Source organism: Thermoproteus uzoniensis 768-20, assembly GCF_000193375.1.
Taxonomy (GTDB): domain Archaea; phylum Thermoproteota; class Thermoprotei; order Thermoproteales; family Thermoproteaceae; genus Thermoproteus; species Thermoproteus uzoniensis_A.
Genome location: NC_015315.1, coordinates 412,022 through 437,632, shown reverse-complemented (window position 1 = coordinate 437,632; position 25,611 = coordinate 412,022). Strand labels below are relative to the sequence as shown.

Genomic DNA, 25,611 nt, shown 5'->3' with positions numbered 1-25,611 from the left:
TTGGTTAGAGGAGGCGGCCCGGCGCGGCGGTCCTCTTCCAGCCTGTCAGAGATACGCCGGTTATCTTGGTCCACATCTTGGGGTCTATCCTGAAGGACTGCTCTATCCTCTCTCTGTGGAAGTTGTTGTACGTGCAGAACGGTATGACCCTTCCATCGGGGGTGGCGTAGTGTATGTCGCAACGCTGTATCCTCTCTACGTCGAAGTTCATCACGTCCATGAAGTGCATTATGCCCAGGCCCACTATGTTGAAGAAGAACTGGCCCAACGAGTCGTAGTCCTTCTTCACCAGGAAGTCTTGTATAAGTCCTCTTATCTTCCTGTGTTTGACTGTCCTCAAGAGCTTCATTGCCTTCGTCGCCGCCACGGCCTTCCAGACGGTCTTCCCCCTCTTGGCGGTTCTGTAGACGTCCCAGGCTATCCTCTCGAAGGCGTCGACGTCGACGAGCTTCGTGATCGGGTATATCCTCTTCTCGTCCTCGTCGTAGTATATGAACGTCGCGGCGCCGCATACGGGGTTCATGGAGAAGAGCGGCTTGGGCGAGTCGGTGAGCGCCTCCACCATCTTGGCCACTGCCACGGGCCAGTTGGTGGGCCTCCAGTCCCATCTGCTTATCAAGCCGCCGGTCTGCCTCTCTATCTCTATTATGGTGTCGGGTATGGTTATCCTGAACTTCCTCAGCTCCTCCTTGCTGTAGAGCCTCGCGCGGCCGGCGAACGACACCGGCTGTATGTTGACCCATCTGATGACGTCTCTGTTCTGTATGGCGAAGTCCAATATCTTGCCCAGGTCCTTGTCGTTGTAGCCCTTGGCCAAGGTGACCACGGGGACTATGGATCTGTGGCCCAGCTTGCGAGCAACCTCGATCAGCTTGCGCCTGACGGCCGCATAGGCTTTGGGGTTGTACATGCGGTGCCTCACGACCCCCTCGTTGCTCTCGTCTATAGTGTCGAACTGGAGGTACAACGTGGAGAGGCCGGCGTCAAGCAAAGCCTTGTAGAACTCCGGCTCGTTGGCGAGCCTTATGCCGTTGGTGTTCACCTCTATGTGGGTGAAGCCGAGCTTCTTCGCCATCCTGACTATCTCGGGCAGGTCGTCCCTCAAGGTGGGCTCGCCTCCGGAGAGCTGTAGGGCGTTGGGCGGCCAGGGCCTCTGCGCCCTCAGAGTCCTCAACATGTACTCTATCTGCTCCAGGGTGGGCTCGTAGACGTAGCCGGCGGCGCCAGCGTTGGCGAAGCACACGGGGCAGGCCATGTTGCATCTGTTCGTCACGTCTATTATGGCCAGCACGGTGTCCGATTTGTGGACCGGGCAGAGGCCGCAGCCCATCGGGCAGGACCCCATCTCTGTGTAGAACTGGAGGTCGGTGTAGGGGTTGGCGAGCCCCTTGGCTATATACTCGGGCGTGTCCCACTGGAGGAAGTAGTAGTACATCTCCGCGTCGCCCCAATAGAGGTCCTCGAAGACGCCGTGCTCCGGGCAGACCTTCTTCAGCCATATGGCGCCGTTCTCCTCGTATACGGCCATGGGTATCCTCCTGTTGCAGACGGGGCACACCGACAGGGAGGTCTTCACGACCCTCACGTGCTCCGGCAGGGCGAACTGCCTCTTGACGGCGTTCTGCCAGGCCTCGTTCAGCAGAGTGGACTTGTACCTGCTGGGGAGGTTAAACTTGCTTAGGTCCACCAGCCTGGTGGGCCTCGCGAGCTCCAGCACTTGCTTGCTCATTGCGCCTGCCGGGCCTCCTGTTTAAAAATTTTTTAATAGAATTCCGTTAATACCGTGAATAAGGCCGTCCTTAAAGCTCTGGGGCTAGACGAGCGGGACCTAGCGATCTACGCGCTCTTGGTCGAGAAGGGCCCGCTCACGGCTAGGGAAATTGCCGAGAACGTCGGCGTGCCCTACACCAAGATATACCAGCACCTCGACGCGCTTGAGGGGCGAGGCTTCGTGGAGCGCGTAGAGGGGCGCCCAGCCAGATACGCCGCCAGGCCGCCTGCCGAGGTCTACAGAGGCTTGGTCTCCTACGCCTCGGCCGCCCTCAAGGCCTTAAAGGAGCACATGGACCTCCTACAGACGCTTTACGAAAGCAGACACGGGAAGGCCTCGACCACCTTCATAGCCTTGATAAGAGGCGATAAGGTCATGGAGCTACTAGAGGAGGTCATAAGGTCCGGCGAGTCGGCTGTGTACGTGGCGTTGCCCTATCCGGAGCTCGCCGCGCCGAGAGTCATAGCAGCTATCGAGGAGGAGTCCAAGAGGATTGAGGTCAAGCTCCTCTTGACCAAGAGGCTCGCCAAGTACGTCTATCTGCCTCCCCGGGTCGACGTGAGGGCTCTGGAGGATATGTTCGGCGGAGGCGCTCTGGGGAACTCGGCCCTTCTGGCGGTGAGGCACGGCGAGGGCCTCCTCGGCATACACAGCAACGAGCGCTACCTCCTCGACATAGCCAAGACGTATTTCAACTATCTGTGGGATAGGGCCGAGCCGGTCAGGTAAGCCCGGCGTTAGGCGAGGCCGCGAGGGTTATATACTTGGGCGCATCGACGTCCGTGATGACTAGAGGTGAGCCCTCCGAATAGATGAGGCGGGTCTGGAGCGCTGATTTATAAGTATACGTACTCCATCCAGTCCAGTTGCGGAAGGGCGGACACCAGTCCACTTATTATGCGCCTATACAGAGTCTCCGTCTCGACGACCTTAGCCCTCGCCGACGTCGCGCTTCCGACCACCCTCACAAATGCTCTGTACCTCTCCCCGGAGACCCGGCGGGCTGTGATGGAGACCTCCTCCACTACGGGGGGCAGAGGGAATGGGGGAGTCCTCTTGGCCACGTACTGAGGAGGTATGGGGCTGGTCCTCGCCATTATCTTGCCTATTCCCTGGGCCGGGCGTCTCTGGCGGCCTTTACGGCCGACTACGTGTATCAACGATGGGCGAGATTTCAGCGCCAGCAGATATAACAACGTGGTGTAGTCCAGCGCCTTGTGCAACGCCTGTACGGACTCCAGCTTTATCTCCTTGGCGTCGATCTCCAACGAGAGCCTCCTACATCCATTCAATTCCCTTGATATAAATTCCATCAAGTTCTCGTAGAGGGCGACCGTGTCGTACAACACGACGACCTTCCCGTAGTCGTTGAAGGCCAGGCCGTAGGGCTCTACCTTGGCCACGACGTAGTTGTCGCCCCTATAGACGCCCACCTCGCCGAGGTCCGAGACCACGAAAACGCCGCAGTTCTCCTGCATCGCCTCAATCCTTTCCCGCAAATATATCTTTAGTCGTTGCTTCGGGCCTTCCCGAGCCGCGCGAGAGCTCTATGACCCTCACGTCGACTCCGTTGGCCGCTATCTCTCTGGGCAGATCGCCAGTCTGCGTCGCCACCACTATCTGGTACTCCGAGCTGAGCGACGCGATGAGGCCCGCCAGCGACGACCTGACGTTGGGATCCACGTAGGGCAGAGGGTCGTCGAGCAGGAGGAAGCCCAATTTGGGGCCCAGCAACCTGCGCATGGATATCACGAGCGAGAGGGCCGCCGCCAGCCTCTGCCCGTCGCTGAGCTTGGAGATCCCCACGACGTTTCCGTCGGCCAGCCTGGCCTCAACCTCATACCCCTTGTCCCTCAACGTCAGCCTCAACGACTCGATATCCCTATACGGGTATATCTTCGAGAAGTTCCTCCACAGCTCGTCCTCTATCTCCTTAATTATCCTAGATCTAACATTATATTTTAATATATCTATCTTATTTATTATATTAGAGAATCTATTATATGAATACATATACTTCTCTAGCTTAGATTTCAAGGAGTCTAGCTCCTCGTCTACGTTGGCCAGAACCTCCGAGAGCCTCCTCAGCTCGTCGTATATGTCCGCCTTCCTCCTCCTCGTCCTGTCAAGCTCATCGGAGATCCTCCGGAACTCCTCCTCGGCCTCCAGAGCCGCGCCGCTTAGGCCTAGGTTCTTGAGCTCCCTCTCCAAGCCCTCCAGCTCCTCGCGGAGCTGCCTTACCCTAAGCGCCTTGTTGTACCTCCTGACCACCTCCTCTATGGCTTCCGGAGTCACGTCGTTTAGGAAGCCCGCCAACAGCTCGAGGCGGCGCGAGATCTGGGACGACGACTTAGCGGCTTGGTCCAACCTCGCCTTGATCTTCTCCTCCTCGCCAGCCAGCCTCTCCAGCTCCTCCCTGGCCTTGAGATACTCCGAGACGGGCCCGAGCAACGACGCCATCTCCTTGTAGGCGCTCTCCAGGGCCTCCAACTCCTCCCTGGCCTTCTCCAGCTGTTCGAGCTCCTGCGAGTACTCCTTCTCTATATCCTTTAGTCTGCTGGACGCGGCGTCCCTATCCAACTTGCCGCCGCATACGGGACACCTCTCGGCGCCTGTCTCCAACACGTACAGGAGAATGTACCTCAACGACGAGGCGTAGTTGGCCCTTCTCTCAAGCTCCTTGACCTTCTCCCTCATCTCGTCTAACCTCTTCCTGGCCTCTTCGGGGGGCCCATAGCGCGCCGAGATCTCCTTGAACTTCTTGTAGGCCTCCTCAAGCTGGTCGACCCTTGCCCTAAGTCTCGAGATCTCCGCCCGTACCTCGTCCAGTTTAGCCGCCAGAGATCTCCTCTGGGCCTCGGCCGCCGAGAGGGCCTCTTCCAGGGAGCTCTTGACCTTGGCGAGCTCTCCATACGCCTCCTGGAGGAGCTCCGCCAGTTTGGCCGCGTCGGGCTCCCGCGATATCCTCTCTATCATCTGCGGATCTAGCATGTGCTCGAATTCGGACATCACGCCGACGAACCTATCCCTCAACTCCTCTATCTGCCCCAGCTCCGAGGCGTAGGAGTAGCCGGACTCCTCGAGCAACTCCAGCTCAGACTTTGCCCTATAATAGGCGTTTATCTTGTCCTGGAGACTGGTCAACTTGTCCGCGTATCTGCGCCTCTCCTCCAAGAGCTCCCTATATCTCGACGAGAGGTCGGCCTCCCGCCGCGTGAGGCCCTCAAGCTCCCTCTCAAGCGACGCCTTGACCTCCTTCAACTTAGACAGACCTCCGTACTTCTCTATTATATCCCTATATTTCTCGTAATACGATATCTTTATTCTAATTTTTTCTATTTCTTCCATTATATTTTTTAATATATTATTTATTATTTTCTGAGTGTTATCTAATATATCGATCTGAAGTATTTTATCTATTAACGAGGTTCTCTTAAGCCTATCGCCGTGGATGAAGTCCTCGAGCGCGTAATGGGATACATAGATCACCCTGTCGTAGTCGTCGCTCGTTATCCCGGTCAGCTCGGCGAGCGTCCTCTCGGCGTCTTCGTCGGTATATTTGTGGTCGTCCAGCCTAAGCTCTAGGCGGCTCCGGCCTCCCCTCCCCACCGACCGCCTCACCAGGGCTTTTCTGGACCCGTCGGTCAGCTCCAGCTCCACCAAGGCGCTGTCGGAGTTGAGGTTGATTAAGTCCGCAAGCCTCGCTATCCTCTGCCTGACCTCCAATTCCTTTCCGAATAGGGCGAACTCGACCGCCTGCAACAACGAGGATTTGCCGGCGCCGACTCTGCCGACGATGGCCGTCACCGGCGATAGCTTGAATTCGTACTCGCCCTCGTAGACCTTGAAGTCCCTTAGCTTAATCCTCGCGATCCTCCACATAGATCCCCCACTGCGAGAGGATTTCCTTCACCTTCCCCCTGGCCCCCTTAGGGCCCGAGGATCTATACGCCCTGATTATATCCATTACTATATCTATATCCGAGCCCTCCAAGATCTTCCTCGCCTCCTCCTCGATTATCTTGAAAATATCCACGTACGTATCGCGGCTTGTTTATATTTACGCTACGCCCTTCTCCTGAGCAGTTTAACCCACTCGTTGTCCGTTATCGAGGTAGGGCTCTGCGCCTCCGCCCGTTGTGCGGGCCTAGCCGGCGGAACTTGTCTATCCGATAACGCCGCAAGCTCGCGCCTTACGTCTTCAAGCGCCTTGTCTATATAGCTCTTAACCTTTCTGAACACCTCCTCCTCTATCCTCCTCGACTCTCTGCCGACGGCCTCGGCTACGGCCGCGTTGACGGCGCTTAGAATCCTGGCGATGTCTATCTGTTGGGCAGGGCGGGGTCTAGCCCTGGCCGGCATCCTCACCTCGACCCCCTCCAGGCCTTTCGATGGGTCGACCGAGATGAGCCCCACGCCGAGCGTCTTCAAATGCTTGGGGTCTATCAACGGCAGGGCGTCCTTGGCTACCGCTATGTACGCCTTGTCGCAGTCTTGCTGGAGCAACTCGTTGATCTTCTTGTATATCTCCGCCTCCTCGTATATGTCGGTGAAGTAGGCCTTTACCAAGACCCTATTGGCGCCGTCCAGAAACACCAGGTAGTCGTCCTTCTCGGACTCCAGCCTGAACCCCAGCACCTCTGTGAGGTATCTGATCAGCAGATATCTAGCTAGTTCCACCGATAATGTACCAGCCCTCTTTATTTATATTGTCCCATTTAAGCGAGAGAGGCAACGCGTAGCCGTATATCACGGCGCCGCGCCACACCGAGTATTGAGGCTCCTTGACCATCCGCACGCCGACCTTGGCGGCCAGCTCCCTATTGACCTCGCCCAACATCAACCTTATCTTCTCCACGCTGTCTACGGCGTACTCCTCGAGGCCTGCGGGGACGGCCCACTTGAAGGCGCCGCCGCTCAGTATCACGTTTGAGGCGACTCTGTCCTGGACCTCGACCGACACGCTCCTGAGAGAGGATATGATGGCAGACGCCAAGTCCATCTCGCCGTAGAGCGTGACGTCGCCTATCACTGCGTCCTCTATCCTTATCCTGCTCTGATCTATATAGCTCTTGAACTCCTCGTGCCGCGGGTTGAAGACTATCTCGCCTATCAGGAACCGAGTCCAGGCGTACTCCCTCGGTATTTCTATCTCCACTATCGGGGACAGCTTCACCTTGGCCGTGAACTTGTCGGGGTTGGACCTGGCCGCCGCTATGGATTGCCCCAGATTGCGTGGGACTAAGCCCACCGCCCTCTTGACGGCCTCGACCACGTACTCCTCGCGCGCCACGTCGCCGTAGCCCATGTCCTTGAGCACCTCCCTCGTCACCGCGTTGGCCTCCGCGCCTCCTCTATTCAAAGCCACAAGCCCCTCCCTTATTAAGGCGTAGCTTATAGGCGCCACTTGGATATTGCCGTGGCCGCCCTCTATTATCACGCAGTTGACGGCGTTCTCGGCTATGGCCACCGCGAGCGGCTGGGGCAAGACAGTAACGGCATATATGGACTTGGACTCCGCCGAGATCTTCTCGAATATGTCGAAGAACCCTCTATACATGTAGTCGGGAGCCAACGCCGAGAGGGCTATGGAGACGAGCCAGCCCTTGAACTCGGGATCGGCGACTGGGAACTGCGCCAAGACGTAGCGGGCGAGCTCCCTCAAAACAGCCCATGCGTCCTCGTCGTCCCGCCTCGCTATGCCGTCCCTCAACGGATATTTCATATTCCGCTGGACGTCCCTAACGCTGGAGAGGTAGTTGCGCACCTCCTCATCGCCTACGACCAAGCCGCGCGACAACACGTCGGGGGGTATCCTCATTTTGACCGACTCGGGTATGTCGCGGAGGAAGAGGCCCCTCGTCTGAACCACGTTGGGCTCGGCCAGAGTTATCGGCCCGTATTTGGTGTAGCTCGTGCCGAAGTCTATCCCGAATACGTACTTCAGCCTATAGCTGTCGCTGAGCTCCGCCACGTCGAGAACTCAGCTGGGCCTTATTTTAATTATTCCTTGATCGATCTCTATATCGACGCTGTCGCCTACGTCGACGTCTCCAAGCGACTCCACCTCATCGTCGGTCAGCCAGACGGTGAGGCGCGGCACGGCTATCTTGTTAAGGGAGAAGGGGAGGGATCTGATTATCTGGGACACCAGCGGCATTATCTCCCTCGCCACTGGGGCCGTCTGCTCGTCGGACGGCGCCATCACTAAGGGGCCCGGCACATCTTTTTCCTCCACTACATCTATCTTCACGTAACGGGTGCCTGTGGGATCCGCAACCAGCTGTTTGCTTACTACTACGCCCTTTACCACGACCACGGGGATCCACCTATACCTGTAATTAAACTTAACCGGTCGGCGGAGAACAGGCGGCGGGCGCCGAGATCGCAACGGCCCGCCTAATCCTCTAAAAAATTATGCCATTTCGAGTACTACCTCGACGGCGGCTACCGTCCTCTCCCTCCCGCCTTGGCCTTGGACCTTGTCGCTGAGTAGCTTGACCTCCTTTATGTTGACCTTGCCAGGGAGGAACCGGTCGCGCACCATCACAGCGGCCGCAACAGCCTTAGAGATAGCCGCTCCCCTAGCCTTCAACACCACCTTTCTCGTACCGGCGTTGAACGCCATCACCGTAGCTATTATGTAGTTCGTAGTGGGTTTTTTACCCACCAATATTGTTTGTTCTGTCGCTGCCATGAACCGCCATGCTATTGGTCTTTATTTAAAGATTACTCCGGCGCAACCACCGCGCGCGAATATCCTTAATTAAGCCCCAGTGATCTTGCGCGACGTGGAGGACTTAATATACAAAGCCGCCTATGGCCGACGGCGCGAGATCTTGCTCATACTATATAGCCAGGGCGCGACCAGTTTAAATAAGCTCAGAAGCAAGTTGGGCGTCTCGTCGTCGGCGCTTTTATTTGACATATCTGCGCTCGAGGCTCTGGGACTTATCAAGAGGGACGGCGGCTTAGTTGAGCTGACCGACAAGGGGGTGAAGGTGGCGTCTATCTTGTTGTCGGTGGCCCCTCTGAGGAACTTGTCGATACTAGAGGCGCTGGGGCTACGCCCGTTCGTGGTCCCCATGCTCGCATCGCCGTACCTCAACGCAGTGACCGCGTTGTTGTTAATAATATGGACGGCGTCTATATATGTCTCTAAGTCGGCACTGATAGGTATTATATATACTTATATTTTTACTAATATTTATAATATTTTATTTATTTCTATTTTATCTTTTATTTTTATTTTATTCTCAATTTACTTTACTACACATAGAAGAGTTCCTTTAACTCATATAATAATTGGTTTATTTCCATTATTAATTTATCCTTCAATTTCTATTATAATAGAAAATTATAATATTCTATATGCATTAAAATTTATATTGTTATTATTATCATGCGGCACGCTGTCCACTGTGACCTCTTATGATATGGGTTCCAAATACGAGACCGCGTTATTGGCCTACCTTACAGGTATGTTCGTGATCCCTATACTTGTTTACCTAGTATTGCATGTTTATATATAAACCACAAGAAGATAGCTATGTAACTCTAAATCTACTATCTAGAATAAATGGTAAATTCGATATATGTGTAGATGTAGGCGCCGGCTCGTGTATACTCACGCGCGCGTTGGGCAGACTCTGCAAGCGCGTCGTGGCCGTGGATATAAACCCCTACGCGTGCGCCGGATGTAAGGAGTACGACGCGCTGTGCGCGCACGGGCTTTCGGCCATATCTAGAGCCGACTTAGTGGTCAGCAACCCGCCCTATCTGCCGCCCGAGGAGCCGCCCGTGGATTTGGAGGCCGTGGCAATCTACGACTACGGGCTCATCAACCACATATTGAGGTGGGCGTTCGCCTACAGGCCGCGCCTGCTAGTGTTGACATACAGCACACTGGGCAGGGCCGACGCGGTCGAGGACGCTGTGTCGGCGCTAGGCAGAATAGTGGATAAGGAAGTCGTCCACAGGTTTTTCGAGGATATCGTGGCTATTGCTGTCGAGCCTCTGCGCCCAGTCTCTGGAAGTTCTTGAGCCTTATATGCAACAACGACTCCAGTATGTCGCTTATGTATTCGTTTATCCTCACGGCGCTGTCTCTGGCCAGCGAGGTGGCGGGGTCGGACAGAACCACTTCCTTCCTCATCTTGAGGGACCAGTCGGTGAGCTCTCTATAGAGGGCGGCCAGCTTCATGTCGTCGACGTTGCCGCCGAAGAAGTCCATGAGGGCGCCCATATGCTCCACGGCCCTTTCTAGGATCGGCCTCACTACCCTTAAGTCCACCTTCTCCTCTTGATTTATATAGGATATCTTGCATATATGGTCAGCTATCCTCTCTATCGATTTAGCTATTATCGTGTACTCGACTAAATCGCGGGGATCTTCGACCTTTAATTCCAGCATTATGTAGCGCGACATGGCGGCTCTCTTGAGCTGGCGCTCGACGAGCCAGTAGAGCCTGTCCACCTCGTCGTCCCGCTCAGTGACGTCTCTCAGCAACTCCATGTTATCCGTCTCCAGACCCTTTACCAGATCGAGCAACATATTGTCGGCGAGCTTCAACATCTTGAGGACTACGTCGCCTATGGCCAGCTCTGTGGCGGCCACCATCGCCTGGACGACCAGCTTGTCGCTGGACTCCTCCGTTATCTCCATGTCTATGACCCTCCTCCTGACGAAATCCTTGAGGTATTTACGGTACTGGGTAGCTCCTGGGGCAAACCTTATAGTTATGACTTCGGCTCCCGCGATGTAGATGGACATGAAGATCTTCTCCAGCTCCTCCACGCTCGTCTTCTCGTCGACGTAGAGCTCCACGGACAGCGACGTCCGCCGGCCCAGTTTCCGCGGTATTAGGACCAACGTGTTGTCGGGCTGAGGCACTATGAGCACCTCGTCGCCCGGCGATAGGTTGGTCCGTCGTGCCCATTCCTTAGGCAAACTGACTATGAGGGTGGCGCCGCCCGTCAACTGTACCCTACGCACCTCGCCTTCCATGGTGTTATCTTGAAGACCTATATATAACTATTTATTGCATATACTCGCCCTCTGTATATATATACAATTCATATAATATGATAAATAATAGTATCTTTCTTAAATAAAATATTTAATCTATAAATTTATTACCTCTAATTTTATCTTTTATATAGTCATGAAGATATTTTAACCCATGTGCCGACAGGGCCTCTATTTCAACCTTCTTCTTGGTCTTCAAGAAATACTCCAGCTCCTTCTTCCAGACGTCGTTCTGGAACCATGGGTATTTGAGGAGCTCTTGCGCCCTCTTTATGTCTCTGTCGGTGGCTCTTATCACGAACTGGTCGGGTATTTTGTACCTCTCTATATCGAGAGGCGCCACCCCGAGGAATTTGGCCTTAGGCGTCGCCAGCCGCTCGCTCTCGTAGCTGAGCTTTATCGAGCCGCTTTTGTATACGGAGTAGATGTAGATTCCGTAGGGGTCGCCGTCCGTCAACACGTAGACCGGCAACCTGTACTCCTCGTTAAGCCTTTTGACAAACCTCCTAGTGGCTCTGTCGGGCATGCCCTTCGCGGTTATTAACACCGCATTTTCCTGCGACCAGAACTTCTCCCTGACTAGACGTTGGAAGATCGCGTCCTTTTCTATGACCAAGACGTAGGAGGCCTCGACCTTGACTATCTCCAACGCGTCGACGTTGACGGGGAGGCTGAGGGCCGTCTCGCCGAATTTGGAGGCGTCCAGCTCGTATCCCTGGGAGCGGACCACTATAGGGCCCACCACCTTGCCCTTTACGTCTGCGCTGATGCCCATCTCCTCCCTCAATATATTCGTAGCAACCTCTATATCTTCTATAACTCCGTTGGACTCCGCTTGCTCGTCCCAGGTGTTCTCCCTATGGACTCTGCCCAACGGATCCTTGAATACTATCGTGTGTTTTCCGTTGTAGTAGAGGTCGCGTATCGTCGGGTACACGTCGGCCCTTATGGCGTCCACTATCAGCCTCAACATCAACACGGTCTGCATAAACCTCCTAGACTCCTTCACGTCGAGGAACCTCCTGTGTATCTTCTCGGGGCCCAGCCTCAACATCCTCGCCTTCTCGTCCCATATGGTGTTGCTGAGGGTGCGGGCCGGTATCTCCATGACGGGCTCCTTGAGGCTCAACGCCGATTTCGCGAGCTCGGCTCCCCACTCCTCCAACCGCTTTAAGAAGTCAGCCCGGCCACTCACAGGGCGCTTAGCGTGAGCAATATATATCATTTTGCCGAAGTGCGCAAAAGCGTTTCTGGGATCCGCACCGGGGCCGTGCGCCGGTTAGTCACAGCCCCGTGCTATCACTTGTACGATCTAACTCTCGAAACGAAATCCGGCGATGCTCACGTCTTGAATACGTTGCTAGATGCGTGTACGAGGCGGCTTACGGCAACCTCGTAGGTCCAAAAGCTATATGGACGGCCAATATTCTTGGCAAAATTATCATCTCCTCTTGGTGTCGAACGGATTCTCCCTCGACGATATCTCCTTTATCAAGTCCTCCAGCCTATCTAATATCTCGGCTCCTTTAGGCGTCAGCGTTATCTCCGCGCCGTCCCTCACCAAGCCTTTCTCGACTAAGTAGTCTAGGTATCGTTGGAAACTGCGGTAGTTGAGCCCAGACATGAGGGCGAGGCTACGCCTCTTCCTGACCCCGTTCCTTACCAACGCAAGTATTCTGGCTAACACGTAGAAGTCAGGTAAGAAGTCTTCTTCCCCGCTCATAGAGCTCCATGGATCTAGCCACCGCGTCGTTCACACTCCCTATGGATCTCCAATACGCCAGCAACGACGCCGACACTGCTGTGTGGAGCCCACCGATGATGGCGAGGGCGTAGAAGGGCCAGCTCAGAGGCGATTGGAAGTAGCGATCTAGTATCTGTATCTGGAATAGCATCGTCTTGTTGTGAATAGTGACGTTGTATACCACGATCCACAAGGCCGTCCCCTTGCTGACGTCCACAAGCCTCAGAACCGTCGAGGGAGGCCAGAAGAAGTAGAGGTATAGGGATAGGGCGCCGACGGCTAACAAGGTAGCGTAGGCCGTGACAGCTAGAGGGACCGAGGCCGCGCAGAACCGCCGTCTTCTATAGAGGTATCCGAAAGCGCCTATATCGTCCCATCTAAACTGCAGAAATCTCGGCGTCATGGCCACCGCCAATGACGAGGCGGCCAAAGCTAGGTACCATATGCGGTCAATCCGCCCAATGACGTACAGGTAATGGATGAGGAGGGCCAGCCAGGGCATCGCCAGAGATCCGGCAAATATAATAAATCTTCTTCTACATTTATCGGCATATGTTGAAGGACTAAATCTTTTATCCATAAGAATTTAAAAATATAAGTTTAAAAATTTTACCAAATGTATGCCGTTAGAGTTCCTTGGTGTGTTACTGTTGCTGTAAACGGATTGAAGACTACGGCATACGCAGTGTCCACGCCATTAAAGTTAAACCTGTAGCTCAAACTACCTCCCCAGCCGCAGTACCCCTCGCCGTTGTCTGTCTCCGCATAGAAGTACCCAACGCACAGCCCCGTGGACGTAGGGCTCCACGATAGGTTGAACTGGAGAGCCAAGGCGCCTGGGTATGGGCCATACATGTCCTGACTTCCTGGCGGTCCGCCTATGTTCTGGGAGACGGCTATGATCTGCGGCCTCGTCGACTGCGTATCCGTAGCGCCGACTTTTCTTATGCCCGAACTGTGTATGGTCACGTTGGTGAGAACTATCTCGGTTCCGTTGTCGAAGATTACCTCTATGGCCTTGATAGTGCCGTTCTCTATCACTGCTTTCAGCCTCACCTTTATCACGTTACCCGTCGCTGTAAAGTTGGGCACTTTATCGGCTATCCTTATGTCTGAATCGCGATACATGTGTAGCTTCAGAACCGCGAATACTGTGCCGTTATCGTACAGCGCTATCAACTTATCGCCCCTAACCAACAACTTCACGTGAAACGGCTTGGGTCCGGCGCCTGACGGCTTATTGACAGATCCCGCATACGCCAGATATACTGTCAACAGAGCGGCTATCGCCGCACCGACCACTGCCACGTAGATCTTCTTCATTGCCGCCGTTCATTTTTTGACTAATAAAAAATTTGCATACTCAAAGTATGCAGGCAACCGGCAATGGCTGACTAGCCTTGTTCGGCCGCCTCTTCCTTTATCGAGGACGCCATGGACAAGACGTGTTTGGCGAGCTCCTCAACTGTGAGGCCCAGCTTGTTCTCGATCAGCTTATAGAGGCTCTTAGCGAGCGCGTCCTTGTCGAGGCCTGTCACTATCGCCATGTTGTGGGCTATCTCGTCCACGTACTTGGCCAGCGACGTGTACTTGTTGAGGAGCTCCAACTCCCTCTCCTTCCTAGAGAGGTAGATCCTCAGCTTCCTCGCGGCGTCCCTTAACGCGAGCTTCATCTCCTCCTCTATCTCCTGTATTTCGGCTATCGCCTCCTTGCCGGCCGAGGCGTAGGGGACCTTCGTGGAGCACACGTGTATTATCACTGCGACGGGTGCGGGGAACTTAACCTTGTAGTTCTGCCAGTTGAACTCGTCGACTACTTTCCTCGCGACGTCGGCCCCCTCGTCGTAGAGCAGCGGGATCTTGTTGGCGTATCTGAGGAGTATCGGCTTGTCCACCGGAACTATCTGCCCTCCCCAAGCTATGGCCGCCTCGACTATGAAGGGATGTCCCGAGTAGCTACTGGGCTTCCTAGTCACCGCGAAGACCGCCTCTGCGCCCAGAATAGATTTGGCGCCTACCTCCAAGAGCTCGGGCCCGGCGGGCGAGAGCCAGTCGGCTCTCGGCCTCCGCCAGCCCTCGTAGGCTTTCATCTTCTCTACCAGAAGCACTATCTCGTCCTGTGTGAGGGAGCCCACGGGCTTGTTGGGGTCCAATGCCGCCCATTCCAGGAAGGATCGCGCCAGCCCCTCCCCGACGCCGTCGAAATTGTTTATCAAAAACTCGGCGAGTGTCGCCGTCTTGCTCTCCGAGATCATCTGCTTCACTGTGTCTACGTCCACGCTCTTGGGGTGGGGCAGGCCCTCCTCAGGAGGAGGAGGTATCTTGATAGTGCGCCTTTTCAGAAACATCTCCATATCTGGCCCCTTGAAATATATCTCAGCATATGGCGATATTATTGCAGTTCTTCTTAGATATTCTTCTATTCTCTTCTTGGAATTCAGCCAATTACCTTCTATAACCACTTTCACCGCGGTGCCGTGCCATTTATATTTATTTTCATATTCTCTCATATCAACTATAATGGGCTCATTCTTTGTAGTATCTATCATTATTCTATATTCATATATCTTGTCCGAGCGGACCGCCGCCGATCTTACCGAGATTGGCCGGTTCGTGGTGCTCTGCGCATACAACACCACCATCTTGAGGCCGAGGCCGAAGACGCCTCTATGTTGCTTTATCTTGTACTTAGAGCTGTAGAACACTCTGCCGAAGACGTTGGGTATTTCGTGGCCCGGTATCCCCACCCCGTTATCCTCCACATATACAGAATACCAGCTCTTCGCTTCGTCCACAGGCTTTATGGTAATAGTTATGTTGGGCAGAATGCCGTAGGGCTCTGTGGCGTCGAGGCTGTTCTCGACGAGCTCTCTGACAGTTTGGTACATCGCCCTCGCGGGGTTCTGGAACCCCGCTATCTCCCTATTTCTCCTGAACCATTCAGCTACAGGAAGGGCCTCGTAGGCGTAGGTAACGGTCACGTGGGGGGTAAGATAGACGATTTAAAGCTTTGCAACCGGGTCGCGCCGCCCGGCGCTTGACGGCCGCCGGAGATCTCCGCCCCGCATCACGAGGGCTACACGTCTGCCTGGTCTTGGGCGCCCGACCTGCACCGAGCTATTTTCAATATCTTAGTAGCGGCGTCTGGCGCGTCGAAGCCGAAGACGTACCCGTTAGCCTCTATGCCTATCCCTCCCCTATCGAAAACCACGTCGTAGGCGTGGCTACGCATGGCCGACGTTATGTTCTCTATGCTCTCCTCCTCAGTATTGCTGGGGCCCACTACAGCGTACTTGTAATTATATTTTTTAATGCAATCAATTAAACCTTCATCATATTTTATATTTATAACTGCTTTTATATCCTTATGAATATTATTTATAGCTAATATAAGTCTGCCTAGAAATTTAGCGCCCCATAGCTGGGGCTCGGACGTAGTCGCGAGGGTTTCCCCCACGACCGAGATACGGCCGGGATATCCGATAGGGCCCTCGCCGCTGAGCTCTACTATGTTCATTAAAACTCTCGGGACTAAATTTATTATATATTTATTGTTTTTTAACATATTAAAACTAATAATTATTCTATTTTTAACATCATTTATAATTGATATATTTTTACATACATCGCAGTCTTTTAGGTAGGGCGCCACGCGTTTGTGGAACTCGCAGAACCTCAACGACGAGAGTAGGGACAACACGAAGTTGTTCAAATACTCCACCGCCTCAGGGTAGTTCTGTTGATCCACCGCGGCTATAACGACGTCGACAACTCTGCCTACCTCCTCTCTAGATAGCCCTACCTCTGCAAGCCTCCGCTCATAGTGCCCCCTATCCAGTTTAAGATAGGCGCTTACGGCCGGTTGAGATATGCCGAGTATCTGGCCTATTCTGCTCTGCGAAAAGCCGCGGCGCGAGAGCTCGTGCGCTATCAATCCCTTGAGCGGCTGCATCACCCTCTCCGACAAGAGCTCTAGGGGAAACATGACACATATAGAGGCCGATAAATATATGCCCTTGTATTCAAGCCGCCTATCTCCATAGCCGGAGGGCGCGAAACCTTATTATTTAACGCCGGCAGGCTGGATGCGTGATAAGCCACGTAGCGTTGCAGTTAGGAGAGCGTAAGATATCCGGCGAGCTGACTCCGCTGACATTTGTAACGGGATCGGGTAAAAGCGTCTTCATAAATTCTATTTATTTAATTTTATCTAATATTGGATCTAAAATACCAAAAATCTATTATAATAAATTTAGTATATCTATAAAAATAAATAATAAAGTTTTTTCGTTGCAAAAAAACGGCAAAATTTATAGACAGATATTCGAGGATGGAGGCAGGAAAGTCGCGATAGAGTACGGAGTCTTAGACGGCTCCCGTATCAGTAGGGTGATGGAGCCGTTCGAGCTTGCGATAAAAAACGCGGATATCCTGATGCCTCAGGTAGACGTCGCCGAGCACGTCTCCATTCTTGCCGACGAGGAGGTCGAAGAGGTGAATAGGCTTCTAGGCGAGTTTAGAAAGACCTTCTCGCTGAAGGCCATCTTGTTGGGCCCGTATATAGACCCGAAGACGTTCCACGACGCCGCCAAGGCCACGGGCGTCCTCAAGCCCGACGGAAGCAACCTAGTCGGCGTGTTGGCCAGGCTAGCCCTCAAAGCTCCCGACGCCTACGACAGGCTCAGGGCATCTTTCAGGAAAAAGGGCATTAAACTTGCCGTGGGGCTGGCGAGGGGAGGCGTTCTAGCCGGCGTGGCGTATATCGGCGGCGCCAAGATCCCGATCTCTAGGCTCCCCTGTAGCCTGAAGGCCGCGCTGGCGTTGGCCACAGCAGTCATAGCTAAGCCCGACCTACTGCTCGTCGACAACTTCGATTATTGCTTTAACGAGAACGTGGCCGAGATACTGTCCAGCTACCTCAACGAGCAGATATCAAGAGGCCAGATAGTGGCCGAAATACACAGGCCCGACATCGCCGAGCTGTTCAAGATCCAGTACAAGTCGATACTCTCGGTATCTCTCTGATTACGTGTACTACACGTATACTTTCAATTCCTGAAGGATTTTGACTACCTTTTGAAGCTCATCGAGCTCTCTCTGGGCTATCCTTAGAGCCTCCTCGACCACTTCGCGCGAGGGTCCTCCTACCTCGAACTCGTACAGGACATAGTTCAGAACCGCCCTAGCGCCTAGGCCCTCCACCTCCTTCAAGCTTTTCCTGAGAACCTCTGCCGGATCCACGCAACCTTACTAAGGTCTCTATTAAGCTATTTGCCGCGGCGCGCGGCACCCTGACCTCTACATGGATTACGTCGTCGCCGCTATCGAGCCGCAGAACTCCGTGCAAAGCCTTCTGCTTATTAAATCTGATAAATAATTTATTTTTATATATATTTATATTATTTAACAATATTTGAAAATCTAAATTATCTATAGATTTAAGTATATTAGCAAAGATGGTTGTGGCGTAACAGCCGACGGCCTCTGCGTACATCATGGTGATGACATTACCGTAATATCCTGTCACCTTCTCCACATGTACCTCGCCCGGCAACACGTTCCTCAACGCCTTGGCGACCTTGTCGCAATCCTCAGTGGAGTGGCAATAGGCGACTGCCTTTATCGACCTAACAGAACAAGGCTCCTGCACGGCCCATGCTGATGTGCTAATATTTAAATTGGAGAATTAGAGGGCTACCATGTTCCCGCCTTCAATGGCAGGTTACGACAGAGCCATAACGATATTCTCGCCTGAGGGGAAGCTCTACCAAGTAGAGTACGCGGGCGAGGCCGTGAAGAGGGGTTGGCCAACTGTCGGCGTCAAGTGCTCCTCCGGCGTGGTCCTGGCGGCCGAGAAACGCAAGATATCGCAGTTGTTCGACCCATCGTCGTTGGAGAAGATATATATTGTGGACGACCACGTGGCGATCTCGCCTTCCGGCCTTCTGGCGGACGCCAGAGTGCTCGTCGACTACGCCAGGTCGGTCGCGTTGGCGCATAGGTTCCTCTACGACGAGCCTATAGACGTCGAGGTGTTGACTAAGGACATATGCAACCTGAAGCAGCAATACACACAGTTCGGGGGCGCCAGGCCTTTCGGCGTCGCCCTGCTGGTGGCCGGCATAGATAGGCAGGGCCCTAAGCTCTTCCAGACAGACCCAGGCGGCGTCTACCTCGGCTACTACGCGACGGCGATAGGGGCCGAGTCCACAGCCATCGTCGAATTCTTGGAGAAGAACTACAGCCACGACATGGACGTGCCTCAATGTATCGAGCTGGCTCTGAGAGCTCTCAGCACCGCGATGGAGTCTATTGATGCGGATAGGATAGAGGTCGCATACGGCGACGTGAAGAGCAAGGTTATGAGGAAGATGTCTAAGGAGGAGCTCGCCCCTATTCTGGCTAAAATCAAGAAGTAGCTCTCCGGGCGCAGAGCTCCGCTATAATTAACAACTGCTTTGCGAGCTCGCCCGGCGTTATGCCTCTGGACATACATTTAGTTACGTTTATGGTGACCTTGAGTTTTCCCTCCCCCCCTCTGCATACTCTGAGCAACTCCGTCTCGGCACAGATGTCTCCAGACGCGCCGAGCCCCTCGGCAAGACATCCCAGAGAGACCGGGCCCTCTATCTCGCACGGCACGTAGTAGCCGCCCTCGCCTCTATAGTTGGTGTAGGCCATATCGCACTCTATACGCACAACGCCTCTATCGGCCACATAGACGCTCATGGCTTCCTGATAGCATCGTTATTTAAGCTCGAACAGCCCCGCCTCGATAGATTTATTTCTCGTGTTTTTATAGGTGCTTATATGACTAAGGTGGCTATAGCGAAGTTGGATCGCGCTGGCGAGCATTTCGAGATCTTGGTAGATCCCGACGCCGCGTTGGAGCTGAAGACGGGGAAGTCGATAGGTCTAGATAAGGTGTTGGTCCACGAGGAGATCTATAAGGATGCCCGTAAAGGCCTTAGGGCCTCCGAACAGGCGTTAAAGAAGGCGTTTGGGACTACCGACGTCCACAAGGTGGCCGAGATCATAATAAGGGAGGGGGAGATCCCCATAACCGCCGAGCAGAGGCGCAAGATGGTCGAGGACAAGAGGAGGCAGATAGTCGAATGGATCTCGCGCAACTGCATCGACGTGCGGACCAAGACCCCTGTGCCGCCCCAGAGGGTAGAGAACGCCTTGGAGCAAGTGCGCGCGGCTATAGATCCGTTCAAGCCGGTGGAGGAGCAGATAAACCACATCTTGAAGGAGCTCCAGAGAGTCCTTCCGATAAAGGTGGCCACTGTCAGAATAGCGGTAAGCGTGTCGTCGCAATACGCGCAGAAGGTGAAGGGCTTCGTGGGCAAGTCGGCAAAGATCGTCAACGAGAGGTTCAGGAGCGACGGGTCGTGGGAGGCCATAGTCGAGGCGCCCGCGGGCCTTCAGGACATGATAATAGGGAGAGTCAACGACATAACCCACGGAGAAGGCGACGTGAAGATACTAGAAATAGTGTATTGATGAAGTACGTATCCCCTAGACAAGTGATATTCCCCGGCGACTTGGTGGCGACCTCGGACGAGAGCGTAGAGGGCGCCGTGTATATCGACGACGGGAAGTACAGAGCGTCCTCCGTCGGCCTGGTGGAGTTCAGAGACAACAAGATAGTCGTAGTGCCTCTGGAGGGTTCCTACAGACCTAAGCCCGGTGACGTTGTGATCGGATACGTCACCGACGTCCTTGCATCGGGTTGGGAAGTCGACGTGAGGGCGCCTCTGGCGGCGTGGTTGCCCGTGAGCGAGGCCACGGCCAAGTACATAGATCTCGAGAAGACCAGCTTGACGAGCCTCCTCAATATAGGCGATGCCGTTATAGCCGTGGTGAAGGACGTGGATCTGACCGACGAGTTCCCCGTAATGCTGACGCTCAGAGAAGGCGAGAGGCTGGGCAAGATAGAGAGCGGGTTCGTGGTCGAGCTCTCGCCCGTCAAGGTGCCGCGCGTGATCGGCAAGAAGGGTAGCATGATCTCCACGATCTCGGAGCTCGGTTGCGATATTATAGTTGGCCAGAACGGGAGGCTGTGGGCAAAATGCCCCGGACCCGATGCCGAATTCGTGTTGTTGCAAATAATAGAGAAGATAGATAGGGAGAGCCATGTGGCCGGGCTTACCGATAGGGTCAAGGCGCTAGTTGAAAGATATAAAACCAGTGCGGGTTCGGCTAGGCAATGAAGCAACCGCCTGTGCCTCTGCTGGTAGAAGGCAGGAGGGCTGACGGGAGGACGCCAGACCAGATGCGTGAGGTCAAGATATCTGTCGGCGTCATCTCCAACGCCGACGGCTCCGCCATGGTGTCCTACGGCAATACCACGGCCGTTGCTGCAGTATACGGCCCGCGCGAGATGCACCCGAGGCACTTGTCCCTGCCGGATCGCGCCGTCATGCGCGTGAGGTACCACATGGCGCCCTTCAGTACTAGGGACGAGCGCAAGAACCCGGCGCCGTCGCGCCGCGAGATAGAGATCTCGAAGGTGTTGAGGGAGGCGCTTGAGCCCGCGATATTTCTGGAGCAGTTCCCGCGTTCCCGTATAGACGTATTCGTCGAGATAGTCCAGGCAGACGGATCCACGCGGGTGGCCTCGTTGACCGCGGCGTCTCTCGCGCTCGCCGACGCCGGCGTGCCCATGAGGGATTTAGTGATAGGCGTATCGGTCGGCCTAGTCAACGGCACCGTCGTGTTGGATCTTAACGGGCTTGAGGACAACTACGGCGAGGGCGATATGCCGGTCGGATATATGCCGAACCTAGGCCGGATAACCCTCTTACAGCTCGACGGCTCGTGGAGTAGGGATAAGTTCGCCGAGGCCTTAAAACTCGCCATAAAGGGGGCCGAATACGTCTACAGCAAGGCGCGCGAGGCGCTCAAGACAAAATACTTTGAAATAGCCGAGGAGGTGGCTAAATAATGGCGTCAATATCGCCCTACAGCAAACGCTTCATCTCGTACATACGACGTAACCAGATAAGGAGGCTTATATCATCGGGCGTTAGGATAGACGGCAGAACGCCGGATCAGCTGAGGGAGGTATCCATAACGACTAACGTGGTCAACACAGCTGACGGATCAGCGGAAGCGTTATTGGGAAAGACCAGGGTCGTGGCCGGGGTTAAGGTCGGCCTGGGCCAGCCGTTCCCCGACGCGCCTGACGAGGGGGTGTTGATCGTAAACGCCGAGATCTTGCCCCACGCATCCCCCTACAGCGAGATAGGGCCGCCGGACGAGACGGCTATAGAGCTCGCCCGCGTCGTCGACCGCGGCATACGCCACAGCGGCTTCGTGGACTTTAAGAAGCTGGCGATAGACCAGAACAAGGTCTACGTACTTTGGGTGGATCTCTACGTCCTAAACGACGACGGCAACCTCGTCGACGCCGCGAACCTCGCCGCTCTGGCCGCGCTGAGATCCACCATGTTGCCGTCGGCGGTCAAGGACGAGACGGGGGTCAAGTTGGATAGAAATAACAAGACGGCGCTTCCGTCCGATCTATCCAAGGCGCCGATAGCCGTCTCGATAGGGAAAATAGACAACCGCCTTATAGTGGATCCCAACTTCGAGGAGGAGCTCTCGCTGGACGGCCGAATAACCGTGACCATAGCTCAAGACTCCATAGTGTCTATACAGAAGACGATGGGCTACTTCACGGAACAAGAGCTTGGACAAGCGGTAGATCTCGCCTACTCTGTCAGGGACAAGTTCAAAGATATATTGTTGAAGAGCCTGGTCTAGCCGGGCCCTATATCAAGCCGTCGGCCGCTAAATTTTATATAGCCCAGATCATTTGGGCCCATGCCTTATAGCCACACCAAGGTAGTGGGGCCCGCGGGCAGATACGGCGCGCGCTACGGCATGGGCATAAGGAGGAAGATAACCGCTATAGAGGTCAAGCAGAGGGGCCTACATCGTTGTCCCAACTGCAGGTCGTTGGTTAGGCTGAGGCGCCTTGCTTTCGGCATCTGGCAATGCCCCAAGTGCGGCTTCACCTTCGCCGGCGGCGCTTGGATCCCGCAAACGATACTGGGCAGGACTCTGACTCCTGAGGAGCTTAAGCAAGTCGAGATACAGAAGGCCAGGTGGAGAGGGGCGTCGCAAGAATCTGGCTCGTGACAAGAGTCCTGGCGACTTCCTCTCGACTCTATTCCAAAAAAATTAACGAATTCCTGAACGAGCTCTCGGCCGCGTTGCCCGGCGTCGAGAAGATAGTGAGGGGGAAGCGGTCCTACAAGGCTCTGCTGGAAGAAGCAGTAGTTAGGGGCGCCAGATACATCATGTTAGTGACCTCTCGACGAGGCAACCCCGCATCTCTGGAGTTCTTAGACGTAGCGGGGCGCCGCTGGCTCCCCTATTCGATCCCCATATCCGGCGTGAGGATGCGGGAGGATCTCCAGGTATATGTGGCCAGAAAGCCCAAGGCTTGTTGCGCGGCTATAGTTGATTACACCGCGAGCGAGCTGGCCGACGTGCTTCTAGAGATATTCGGATATCCGCTGTTCTACTCCGTGGATCTAGAGAAGATTAGAGGCCGTTACGACACGCTGGTGGTGATCAGGGGGAGGCCGGGGAGCTACTTAGTAGAGCTCATCGACGGGAGGGATCTAGGGCCGCGAGGTCTTGCCATAAAAGTTAAAGGGATGAAAACTAAATATGTACGAAATATTAGTTAGGATTAAAAAAGATAAAATTATTGAGAAAACGTTTAAATCATTGGAAAAAGAAGTAGTTTTCCGTAGAGGAAGAATTAAAATATTTGTCGAGGGAGATCAACTCGAGGTGCGGGCGTACGCGGCCGATATAGCTAGCGCCAGGAGCTTGGCCAACACGATACTGAGAGTACTCTACGTAATTGAAGGCGTCGAGGAACTCTAGGCATCCGAAAAAATTTAAAGAGTGCTCGGTCTCATCCACATGGCTCAACTCCCGCCATCGCTTCAAGATCTCGTGAATAGGTTTCAGCAGGCACAGAACCAGCTACAGAGCGTCTTGTTGAGGAAACAACAGTACGAGGCCGAGCTACGGGATGTGGAGAAGGCGATGGGCGAGATAGAGAAATTGTCGCAAGACGCCAAAGTCTATAAATCTGTGGGCAATTTCCTTCTCCAGACGAGCAGAGACGTAGCTCTCCAAGAATTGAAGGAGAGGAAGGAGCTCCTCGAGCTACACATAAAGACTCTCTCGAGACAGGAGTCTATGTTGAGGGAGCAACTGGACAAACTGCGAGATGATATAAATAAAGAGCTGGCGCGGATTAGAGGAGGTGGAGAGAAGCAACAGACAGGCGCGGCCGCAAAGGGAGGAGGTTAACGTAGCTGAGCTGATATCGGAGGTGGTATATGAATACCTCTCTAGAGAATTAGGCGAGGAGTTCGTCGAGGCGGAGGTCGAGGTGGCGTTCGACGGCAATTCTGTGACGGTATCGGTGGAGGCAGGCGCGGGCGCCCTCGTCGATGAGGACAGGTTGAGGGAGATTGTCGACAAGGCGGCGGAGCTCGGGATAACCGTCGCCGATTTGGTAAAGGAAGGAGCGGTACAGCCCAGCGATGACAGGAGACATGTACTTAGAGAGGCTCTTAAACGTATTAGGGAATCGGCGTAGGATCGCCGTAGTCACGCACAGACACGCGGATCTTGACGCCTTAGGCTGTGCCCTGGTGCTCCGCGATGTCCTGGAGGGCCTAGGCCGTGAGGCAGTTGTCGTGTGTCCCGACGGCGTGGCCAAGGACGCCGGTCCCTACGCTAGGTGTTCCGAGGAGGTGCCGCCTGACATAGAGATGGCCGTGTTGGCGGACGTTGCATCGCTGGCACAAGTCCCCCCCATAGACGTGCCCTTGGCGATCTTCGACCACCATGCGGTCGGCGACAAGTTGCCCGGCGTGAGGGAGGAGAGGCCCAGCTGTAGCGAGATGGCGTTAGAGCTCGCCATCGAGGCTGGCGTGAGGCCCAGGCGTGATTCGTTGATAGCGGCGGCTCTGGGGATCTACTCAGATACGGCCAGATTGTTGAGGGCGGACAAGAGGACTCTGGCCGCAATCTCCTTCGCGATATCGGAGATAGGGCCGCTCGAGAAGTATATAGTACAACAGGGGGAGGAACGATCCCTTAAGATGGCCAAGCTTAAGGCGTTGGCGCGTCTCGCGATCTACGAAACCAGGCTGGGCGTGGTTTGCGCCACTCACGTAGACGCCTACGAGTCGGACGTGGCCGCCCTGCTGACCTCGGCCGGATGCGACGTGGCGATCGTCGCGTCGCGCCACGGCGGCGAGGTGAGGCTCGTGTATAGATCGCACAAGGTAGACGTGGGCGAGATAGCGGCGAGGATAGGCGAACTTCTAGGAGGAAGCGGAGGAGGCCATAGAGGCGCTTCTGTGACCACGGTGAAGATGAAGGCGACCAAGGCCGATCTGCCGAGGCTGTTAGGGGACGTGGTCCGCGCCCTGGATCCCGGCGCGAGGCCGCTTAGCTGAGCATCTCCACCCTCCGTATCCTCAACCCGCACGAGGGACACCCCATCACGATGTGGCTGATCAGAGATCTATATTTCGCCGAGAAGATCTTCTCCGACACATATATCCTCATCCGTGCGCTGGCGCAGTTGGGGCATATATCGCCGTCGCCCAGGCCCTGGCCTATTTTAAATGGCCTGAAAGCCATGGCATGGCCTACGGCCTCCTCTAAGCCTTCCTCGATATCCGCGGCGTTGACGCCGATTAGCTTAACGCCGAGATCCCTGCCGTACCACCTATTGATCCTATCAGCAACGCTCTGGAGCTCGTCGATCACGAGATAGGGCCTATACGCAACGACCACCAGCACATCTGAGTTGAACAACTTCAGATGGTCGGCAAGCTCTAGGGGATCTACATCGAATATATGGCTCTTCTCCGGGCACCAGAACGAGACGTAGAGGTTGCCGAGCGCCGCATATAAGAGGTCGGATTTATGCTCGACGACCTTGAACCCTCTACCCGCTATATACTCCTCCACCTTCTGGCAATCCTTCACAAGGCTTTAATTACCTCCAGATTTAAA

The 25,611-nt window shown here is 54.6% G+C and carries 34 protein-coding genes; 14 read left to right on the top strand and 20 right to left on the bottom strand.

Annotation, left to right across the window (positions count from 1 at the left end):
* Positions 1–4: 4 nt before the first annotated feature.
* Positions 5–1,729 carry a tetraether lipid synthase Tes gene (gene tes / locus TUZN_RS02400; RefSeq protein WP_013679335.1) on the bottom strand — a complete coding sequence of 575 codons (1,725 nt, stop codon included), beginning with the start codon at positions 1,727–1,729 and terminating at the stop codon, positions 5–7.
* 54 nt (positions 1,730–1,783) lie between these two features.
* Between tes and TUZN_RS02395 the strand changes: the two genes are divergently transcribed.
* Positions 1,784–2,500, top strand: coding sequence for a TrmB family transcriptional regulator (locus tag TUZN_RS02395; protein ID WP_013679334.1), 717 nt, complete (start codon positions 1,784–1,786; stop codon positions 2,498–2,500).
* Positions 2,501–2,607: 107 nt separating this feature from the next.
* Here the strand turns inward: TUZN_RS02395 and TUZN_RS02390 are convergent, their stop codons facing one another.
* From TUZN_RS02390 to TUZN_RS11620, 8 genes are all read right to left on the bottom strand, one after another.
* Complete coding sequence (locus TUZN_RS02390) at positions 2,608–3,249, bottom strand: hypothetical protein (RefSeq protein ID WP_013679333.1); 642 nt, start codon at positions 3,247–3,249, stop codon at positions 2,608–2,610.
* A 4-nt stretch (positions 3,250–3,253) separates the two neighbouring features.
* Entirely contained in the window at positions 3,254–5,653 is a 2,400-nt protein-coding gene (locus TUZN_RS02385) for an arcadin-4 (RefSeq protein ID WP_013679332.1), read from the bottom strand.
* The gene (locus TUZN_RS11320; protein WP_013679331.1) at positions 5,631–5,807 is read right to left on the bottom strand and encodes a hypothetical protein; all 177 of its coding nucleotides are present in this window, start codon (positions 5,805–5,807) and stop codon (positions 5,631–5,633) included. The genes TUZN_RS02385 and TUZN_RS11320 overlap by 23 nt, the downstream gene beginning before the upstream one ends.
* Before the next feature lie 29 nt (positions 5,808–5,836).
* Complete coding sequence (locus tag TUZN_RS02380; protein ID WP_013679330.1) at positions 5,837–6,451, bottom strand: arcadin-2; 615 nt, start codon at positions 6,449–6,451, stop codon at positions 5,837–5,839.
* A complete protein-coding gene (locus TUZN_RS02375; protein ID WP_013679329.1) occupies positions 6,438–7,745 on the bottom strand; it encodes a crenactin in 1,308 nt (435 codons plus the stop codon). Before TUZN_RS02375 ends, TUZN_RS02380 begins: the two co-directional genes overlap by 14 nt.
* Before the next feature lie 9 nt (positions 7,746–7,754).
* Positions 7,755–8,090 carry an arcadin 1 gene (locus tag TUZN_RS02370; protein WP_013679328.1) on the bottom strand — a complete coding sequence of 112 codons (336 nt, stop codon included), beginning with the start codon at positions 8,088–8,090 and terminating at the stop codon, positions 7,755–7,757.
* A 96-nt stretch (positions 8,091–8,186) separates the two neighbouring features.
* Positions 8,187–8,468 (bottom strand): DNA-binding protein Alba, encoded by a 282-nt coding sequence (gene albA / locus TUZN_RS02365; protein ID WP_052886022.1) that lies wholly within the window; start codon positions 8,466–8,468, stop codon positions 8,187–8,189.
* Between the two features lie 120 nt (positions 8,469–8,588).
* Entirely contained in the window at positions 8,589–8,858 is a 270-nt protein-coding gene (locus tag TUZN_RS11620) for a hypothetical protein (protein WP_158305063.1), read from the bottom strand.
* A 431-nt stretch (positions 8,859–9,289) separates the two neighbouring features.
* Between TUZN_RS11620 and TUZN_RS02355 the strand changes: the two genes are divergently transcribed.
* On the top strand, positions 9,290–9,814 hold the full coding sequence (locus TUZN_RS02355) for a methyltransferase domain-containing protein (protein WP_013679325.1): 525 nt from the start codon (positions 9,290–9,292) through the stop codon (positions 9,812–9,814).
* Here TUZN_RS02355 and TUZN_RS02350 read toward each other — a convergent pair.
* The 7 genes from TUZN_RS02350 to TUZN_RS02320 form a co-directional block, all read right to left on the bottom strand.
* Positions 9,771–10,778, bottom strand: coding sequence for a phosphate signaling complex PhoU family protein (locus TUZN_RS02350; RefSeq protein WP_013679324.1), 1,008 nt, complete (start codon positions 10,776–10,778; stop codon positions 9,771–9,773). The two genes, TUZN_RS02355 and TUZN_RS02350, sit on opposite strands and share 44 nt — an antisense overlap.
* Positions 10,779–10,890: 112 nt before the next feature.
* The gene (locus TUZN_RS02345) at positions 10,891–11,994 is read right to left on the bottom strand and encodes a DNA topoisomerase IV subunit A (RefSeq protein ID WP_052886021.1); all 1,104 of its coding nucleotides are present in this window, start codon (positions 11,992–11,994) and stop codon (positions 10,891–10,893) included.
* 246 nt (positions 11,995–12,240) lie between these two features.
* Positions 12,241–12,522, bottom strand: coding sequence for a winged helix-turn-helix domain-containing protein (locus TUZN_RS02340; protein WP_013679322.1), 282 nt, complete (start codon positions 12,520–12,522; stop codon positions 12,241–12,243).
* A complete protein-coding gene (locus TUZN_RS02335; protein ID WP_052886020.1) occupies positions 12,494–13,045 on the bottom strand; it encodes a hypothetical protein in 552 nt (183 codons plus the stop codon). The genes TUZN_RS02340 and TUZN_RS02335 overlap by 29 nt, the downstream gene beginning before the upstream one ends.
* Before the next feature lie 107 nt (positions 13,046–13,152).
* Positions 13,153–13,851 (bottom strand): hypothetical protein, encoded by a 699-nt coding sequence (locus TUZN_RS02330; protein ID WP_148678565.1) that lies wholly within the window; start codon positions 13,849–13,851, stop codon positions 13,153–13,155.
* Positions 13,852–13,937: 86 nt separating this feature from the next.
* On the bottom strand, positions 13,938–15,524 hold the full coding sequence (locus TUZN_RS02325) for a DNA topoisomerase VI subunit B (protein WP_013679319.1): 1,587 nt from the start codon (positions 15,522–15,524) through the stop codon (positions 13,938–13,940).
* Positions 15,525–15,619: 95 nt separating this feature from the next.
* Positions 15,620–16,528, bottom strand: a complete 909-nt coding sequence (locus tag TUZN_RS02320; protein WP_013679318.1) for a thiamine-phosphate synthase family protein — start codon at positions 16,526–16,528, stop codon at positions 15,620–15,622.
* Between the two features lie 305 nt (positions 16,529–16,833).
* Between TUZN_RS02320 and TUZN_RS02315 the strand changes: the two genes are divergently transcribed.
* Complete coding sequence (locus TUZN_RS02315) at positions 16,834–17,568, top strand: DNA-binding protein (RefSeq protein ID WP_237698258.1); 735 nt, start codon at positions 16,834–16,836, stop codon at positions 17,566–17,568.
* Between the two features lie 9 nt (positions 17,569–17,577).
* Here the strand turns inward: TUZN_RS02315 and TUZN_RS02310 are convergent, their stop codons facing one another.
* The gene (locus TUZN_RS02310; RefSeq protein ID WP_237698257.1) at positions 17,578–17,754 is read right to left on the bottom strand and encodes a hypothetical protein; all 177 of its coding nucleotides are present in this window, start codon (positions 17,752–17,754) and stop codon (positions 17,578–17,580) included.
* Entirely contained in the window at positions 17,726–18,193 is a 468-nt protein-coding gene (locus TUZN_RS10965; RefSeq protein WP_013679315.1) for an RNA-binding domain-containing protein, read from the bottom strand. Before TUZN_RS10965 ends, TUZN_RS02310 begins: the two co-directional genes overlap by 29 nt.
* Before the next feature lie 49 nt (positions 18,194–18,242).
* Between TUZN_RS10965 and psmA the strand changes: the two genes are divergently transcribed.
* On the top strand, positions 18,243–18,962 hold the full coding sequence (gene psmA, locus TUZN_RS02305; protein ID WP_013679314.1) for an archaeal proteasome endopeptidase complex subunit alpha: 720 nt from the start codon (positions 18,243–18,245) through the stop codon (positions 18,960–18,962).
* Here psmA and TUZN_RS02300 read toward each other — a convergent pair.
* Positions 18,952–19,272, bottom strand: a complete 321-nt coding sequence (locus TUZN_RS02300) for a hypothetical protein (RefSeq protein WP_013679313.1) — start codon at positions 19,270–19,272, stop codon at positions 18,952–18,954. The genes psmA and TUZN_RS02300 overlap by 11 nt on opposite strands.
* 81 nt (positions 19,273–19,353) lie before the next feature.
* On the opposite strand from TUZN_RS02300, the gene TUZN_RS02295 reads away from it, so the two are divergent.
* Genes TUZN_RS02295 through TUZN_RS02250 form a run of 10 tightly spaced genes read left to right on the top strand, consistent with a single transcriptional unit; the run spans position 19,354 to position 25,046 of the window.
* Positions 19,354–20,049, top strand: a complete 696-nt coding sequence (locus TUZN_RS02295) for a ribosome assembly factor SBDS (protein ID WP_013679312.1) — start codon at positions 19,354–19,356, stop codon at positions 20,047–20,049.
* Positions 20,049–20,759, top strand: a complete 711-nt coding sequence (gene rrp4, locus TUZN_RS02290; RefSeq protein ID WP_013679311.1) for an exosome complex RNA-binding protein Rrp4 — start codon at positions 20,049–20,051, stop codon at positions 20,757–20,759. Before TUZN_RS02295 ends, rrp4 begins: the two co-directional genes overlap by 1 nt.
* The gene (gene rrp41 / locus TUZN_RS02285) at positions 20,756–21,493 is read left to right on the top strand and encodes an exosome complex exonuclease Rrp41 (RefSeq protein ID WP_013679310.1); all 738 of its coding nucleotides are present in this window, start codon (positions 20,756–20,758) and stop codon (positions 21,491–21,493) included. Before rrp4 ends, rrp41 begins: the two co-directional genes overlap by 4 nt.
* Positions 21,493–22,314 (top strand): exosome complex protein Rrp42, encoded by an 822-nt coding sequence (gene rrp42, locus TUZN_RS02280; RefSeq protein WP_013679309.1) that lies wholly within the window; start codon positions 21,493–21,495, stop codon positions 22,312–22,314. Before rrp41 ends, rrp42 begins: the two co-directional genes overlap by 1 nt.
* Before the next feature lie 60 nt (positions 22,315–22,374).
* The gene (locus tag TUZN_RS02275) at positions 22,375–22,692 is read left to right on the top strand and encodes a 50S ribosomal protein L37ae (protein WP_013679308.1); all 318 of its coding nucleotides are present in this window, start codon (positions 22,375–22,377) and stop codon (positions 22,690–22,692) included.
* Positions 22,689–23,249 carry a Brix domain-containing protein gene (locus tag TUZN_RS02270; RefSeq protein WP_013679307.1) on the top strand — a complete coding sequence of 187 codons (561 nt, stop codon included), beginning with the start codon at positions 22,689–22,691 and terminating at the stop codon, positions 23,247–23,249. The genes TUZN_RS02275 and TUZN_RS02270 overlap by 4 nt, the downstream gene beginning before the upstream one ends.
* On the top strand, positions 23,230–23,451 hold the full coding sequence (locus tag TUZN_RS11525) for a KEOPS complex subunit Pcc1 (RefSeq protein WP_013679306.1): 222 nt from the start codon (positions 23,230–23,232) through the stop codon (positions 23,449–23,451). The genes TUZN_RS02270 and TUZN_RS11525 overlap by 20 nt, the downstream gene beginning before the upstream one ends.
* A gap of 39 nt (positions 23,452–23,490) precedes the next feature.
* Positions 23,491–23,886: a prefoldin subunit beta gene (locus tag TUZN_RS02260; RefSeq protein ID WP_052886018.1), complete on the top strand. Its 396-nt coding sequence runs from the start codon at positions 23,491–23,493 to the stop codon at positions 23,884–23,886.
* Positions 23,840–24,178 (top strand): hypothetical protein, encoded by a 339-nt coding sequence (locus TUZN_RS02255; protein WP_148678563.1) that lies wholly within the window; start codon positions 23,840–23,842, stop codon positions 24,176–24,178. Before TUZN_RS02260 ends, TUZN_RS02255 begins: the two co-directional genes overlap by 47 nt.
* 55 nt (positions 24,179–24,233) lie before the next feature.
* The gene (locus TUZN_RS02250) at positions 24,234–25,046 is read left to right on the top strand and encodes a DHH family phosphoesterase (RefSeq protein WP_013679303.1); all 813 of its coding nucleotides are present in this window, start codon (positions 24,234–24,236) and stop codon (positions 25,044–25,046) included.
* Here TUZN_RS02250 and TUZN_RS02245 read toward each other — a convergent pair.
* Positions 25,039–25,584, bottom strand: a complete 546-nt coding sequence (locus TUZN_RS02245) for a hypothetical protein (protein WP_013679302.1) — start codon at positions 25,582–25,584, stop codon at positions 25,039–25,041. The genes TUZN_RS02250 and TUZN_RS02245 overlap by 8 nt on opposite strands.
* Positions 25,585–25,611: the final 27 nt, after the last annotated feature.

Excerpts from the sequence above, each read along its gene's own strand:
- tes (WP_013679335.1), bottom strand. The coding sequence starts at position 1,729 with ATGAGCAAGCAAGTGCTGGAGCTCGCGAGGCCCACCAGGCTGGTGGAC.
- TUZN_RS02390 (WP_013679333.1), bottom strand. The coding sequence starts at position 3,249 with ATGCAGGAGAACTGCGGCGTTTTCGTGGTCTCGGACCTCGGCGAGGTG.
- TUZN_RS02385 (WP_013679332.1), bottom strand. The coding sequence starts at position 5,653 with ATGTGGAGGATCGCGAGGATTAAGCTAAGGGACTTCAAGGTCTACGAG.
- albA (WP_052886022.1), bottom strand. The coding sequence starts at position 8,468 with ATGGCAGCGACAGAACAAACAATATTGGTGGGTAAAAAACCCACTACG.
- TUZN_RS11620 (WP_158305063.1), bottom strand. The coding sequence starts at position 8,858 with ATGGGGACCACGAACGGGCGTAGCCCCAGCGCCTCTAGTATCGACAAG.
- TUZN_RS02355 (WP_013679325.1), top strand. The coding sequence starts at position 9,290 with ATGTTTATATATAAACCACAAGAAGATAGCTATGTAACTCTAAATCTA.
- TUZN_RS02350 (WP_013679324.1), bottom strand. The coding sequence starts at position 10,778 with ATGGAAGGCGAGGTGCGTAGGGTACAGTTGACGGGCGGCGCCACCCTC.
- TUZN_RS02340 (WP_013679322.1), bottom strand. The coding sequence starts at position 12,522 with ATGAGCGGGGAAGAAGACTTCTTACCTGACTTCTACGTGTTAGCCAGA.
- TUZN_RS02335 (WP_052886020.1), bottom strand. The coding sequence starts at position 13,045 with ATGCCCTGGCTGGCCCTCCTCATCCATTACCTGTACGTCATTGGGCGG.
- TUZN_RS02320 (WP_013679318.1), bottom strand. The coding sequence starts at position 16,528 with ATGTTTCCCCTAGAGCTCTTGTCGGAGAGGGTGATGCAGCCGCTCAAG.
- psmA (WP_013679314.1), top strand. The coding sequence starts at position 18,243 with ATGTTCCCGCCTTCAATGGCAGGTTACGACAGAGCCATAACGATATTC.
- TUZN_RS02300 (WP_013679313.1), bottom strand. The coding sequence starts at position 19,272 with ATGAGCGTCTATGTGGCCGATAGAGGCGTTGTGCGTATAGAGTGCGAT.
- TUZN_RS02295 (WP_013679312.1), top strand. The coding sequence starts at position 19,354 with ATGACTAAGGTGGCTATAGCGAAGTTGGATCGCGCTGGCGAGCATTTC.
- rrp4 (WP_013679311.1), top strand. The coding sequence starts at position 20,049 with ATGAAGTACGTATCCCCTAGACAAGTGATATTCCCCGGCGACTTGGTG.
- rrp41 (WP_013679310.1), top strand. The coding sequence starts at position 20,756 with ATGAAGCAACCGCCTGTGCCTCTGCTGGTAGAAGGCAGGAGGGCTGAC.
- rrp42 (WP_013679309.1), top strand. The coding sequence starts at position 21,493 with ATGGCGTCAATATCGCCCTACAGCAAACGCTTCATCTCGTACATACGA.
- TUZN_RS02275 (WP_013679308.1), top strand. The coding sequence starts at position 22,375 with ATGCCTTATAGCCACACCAAGGTAGTGGGGCCCGCGGGCAGATACGGC.
- TUZN_RS11525 (WP_013679306.1), top strand. The coding sequence starts at position 23,230 with ATGTACGAAATATTAGTTAGGATTAAAAAAGATAAAATTATTGAGAAA.
- TUZN_RS02260 (WP_052886018.1), top strand. The coding sequence starts at position 23,491 with ATGGCTCAACTCCCGCCATCGCTTCAAGATCTCGTGAATAGGTTTCAG.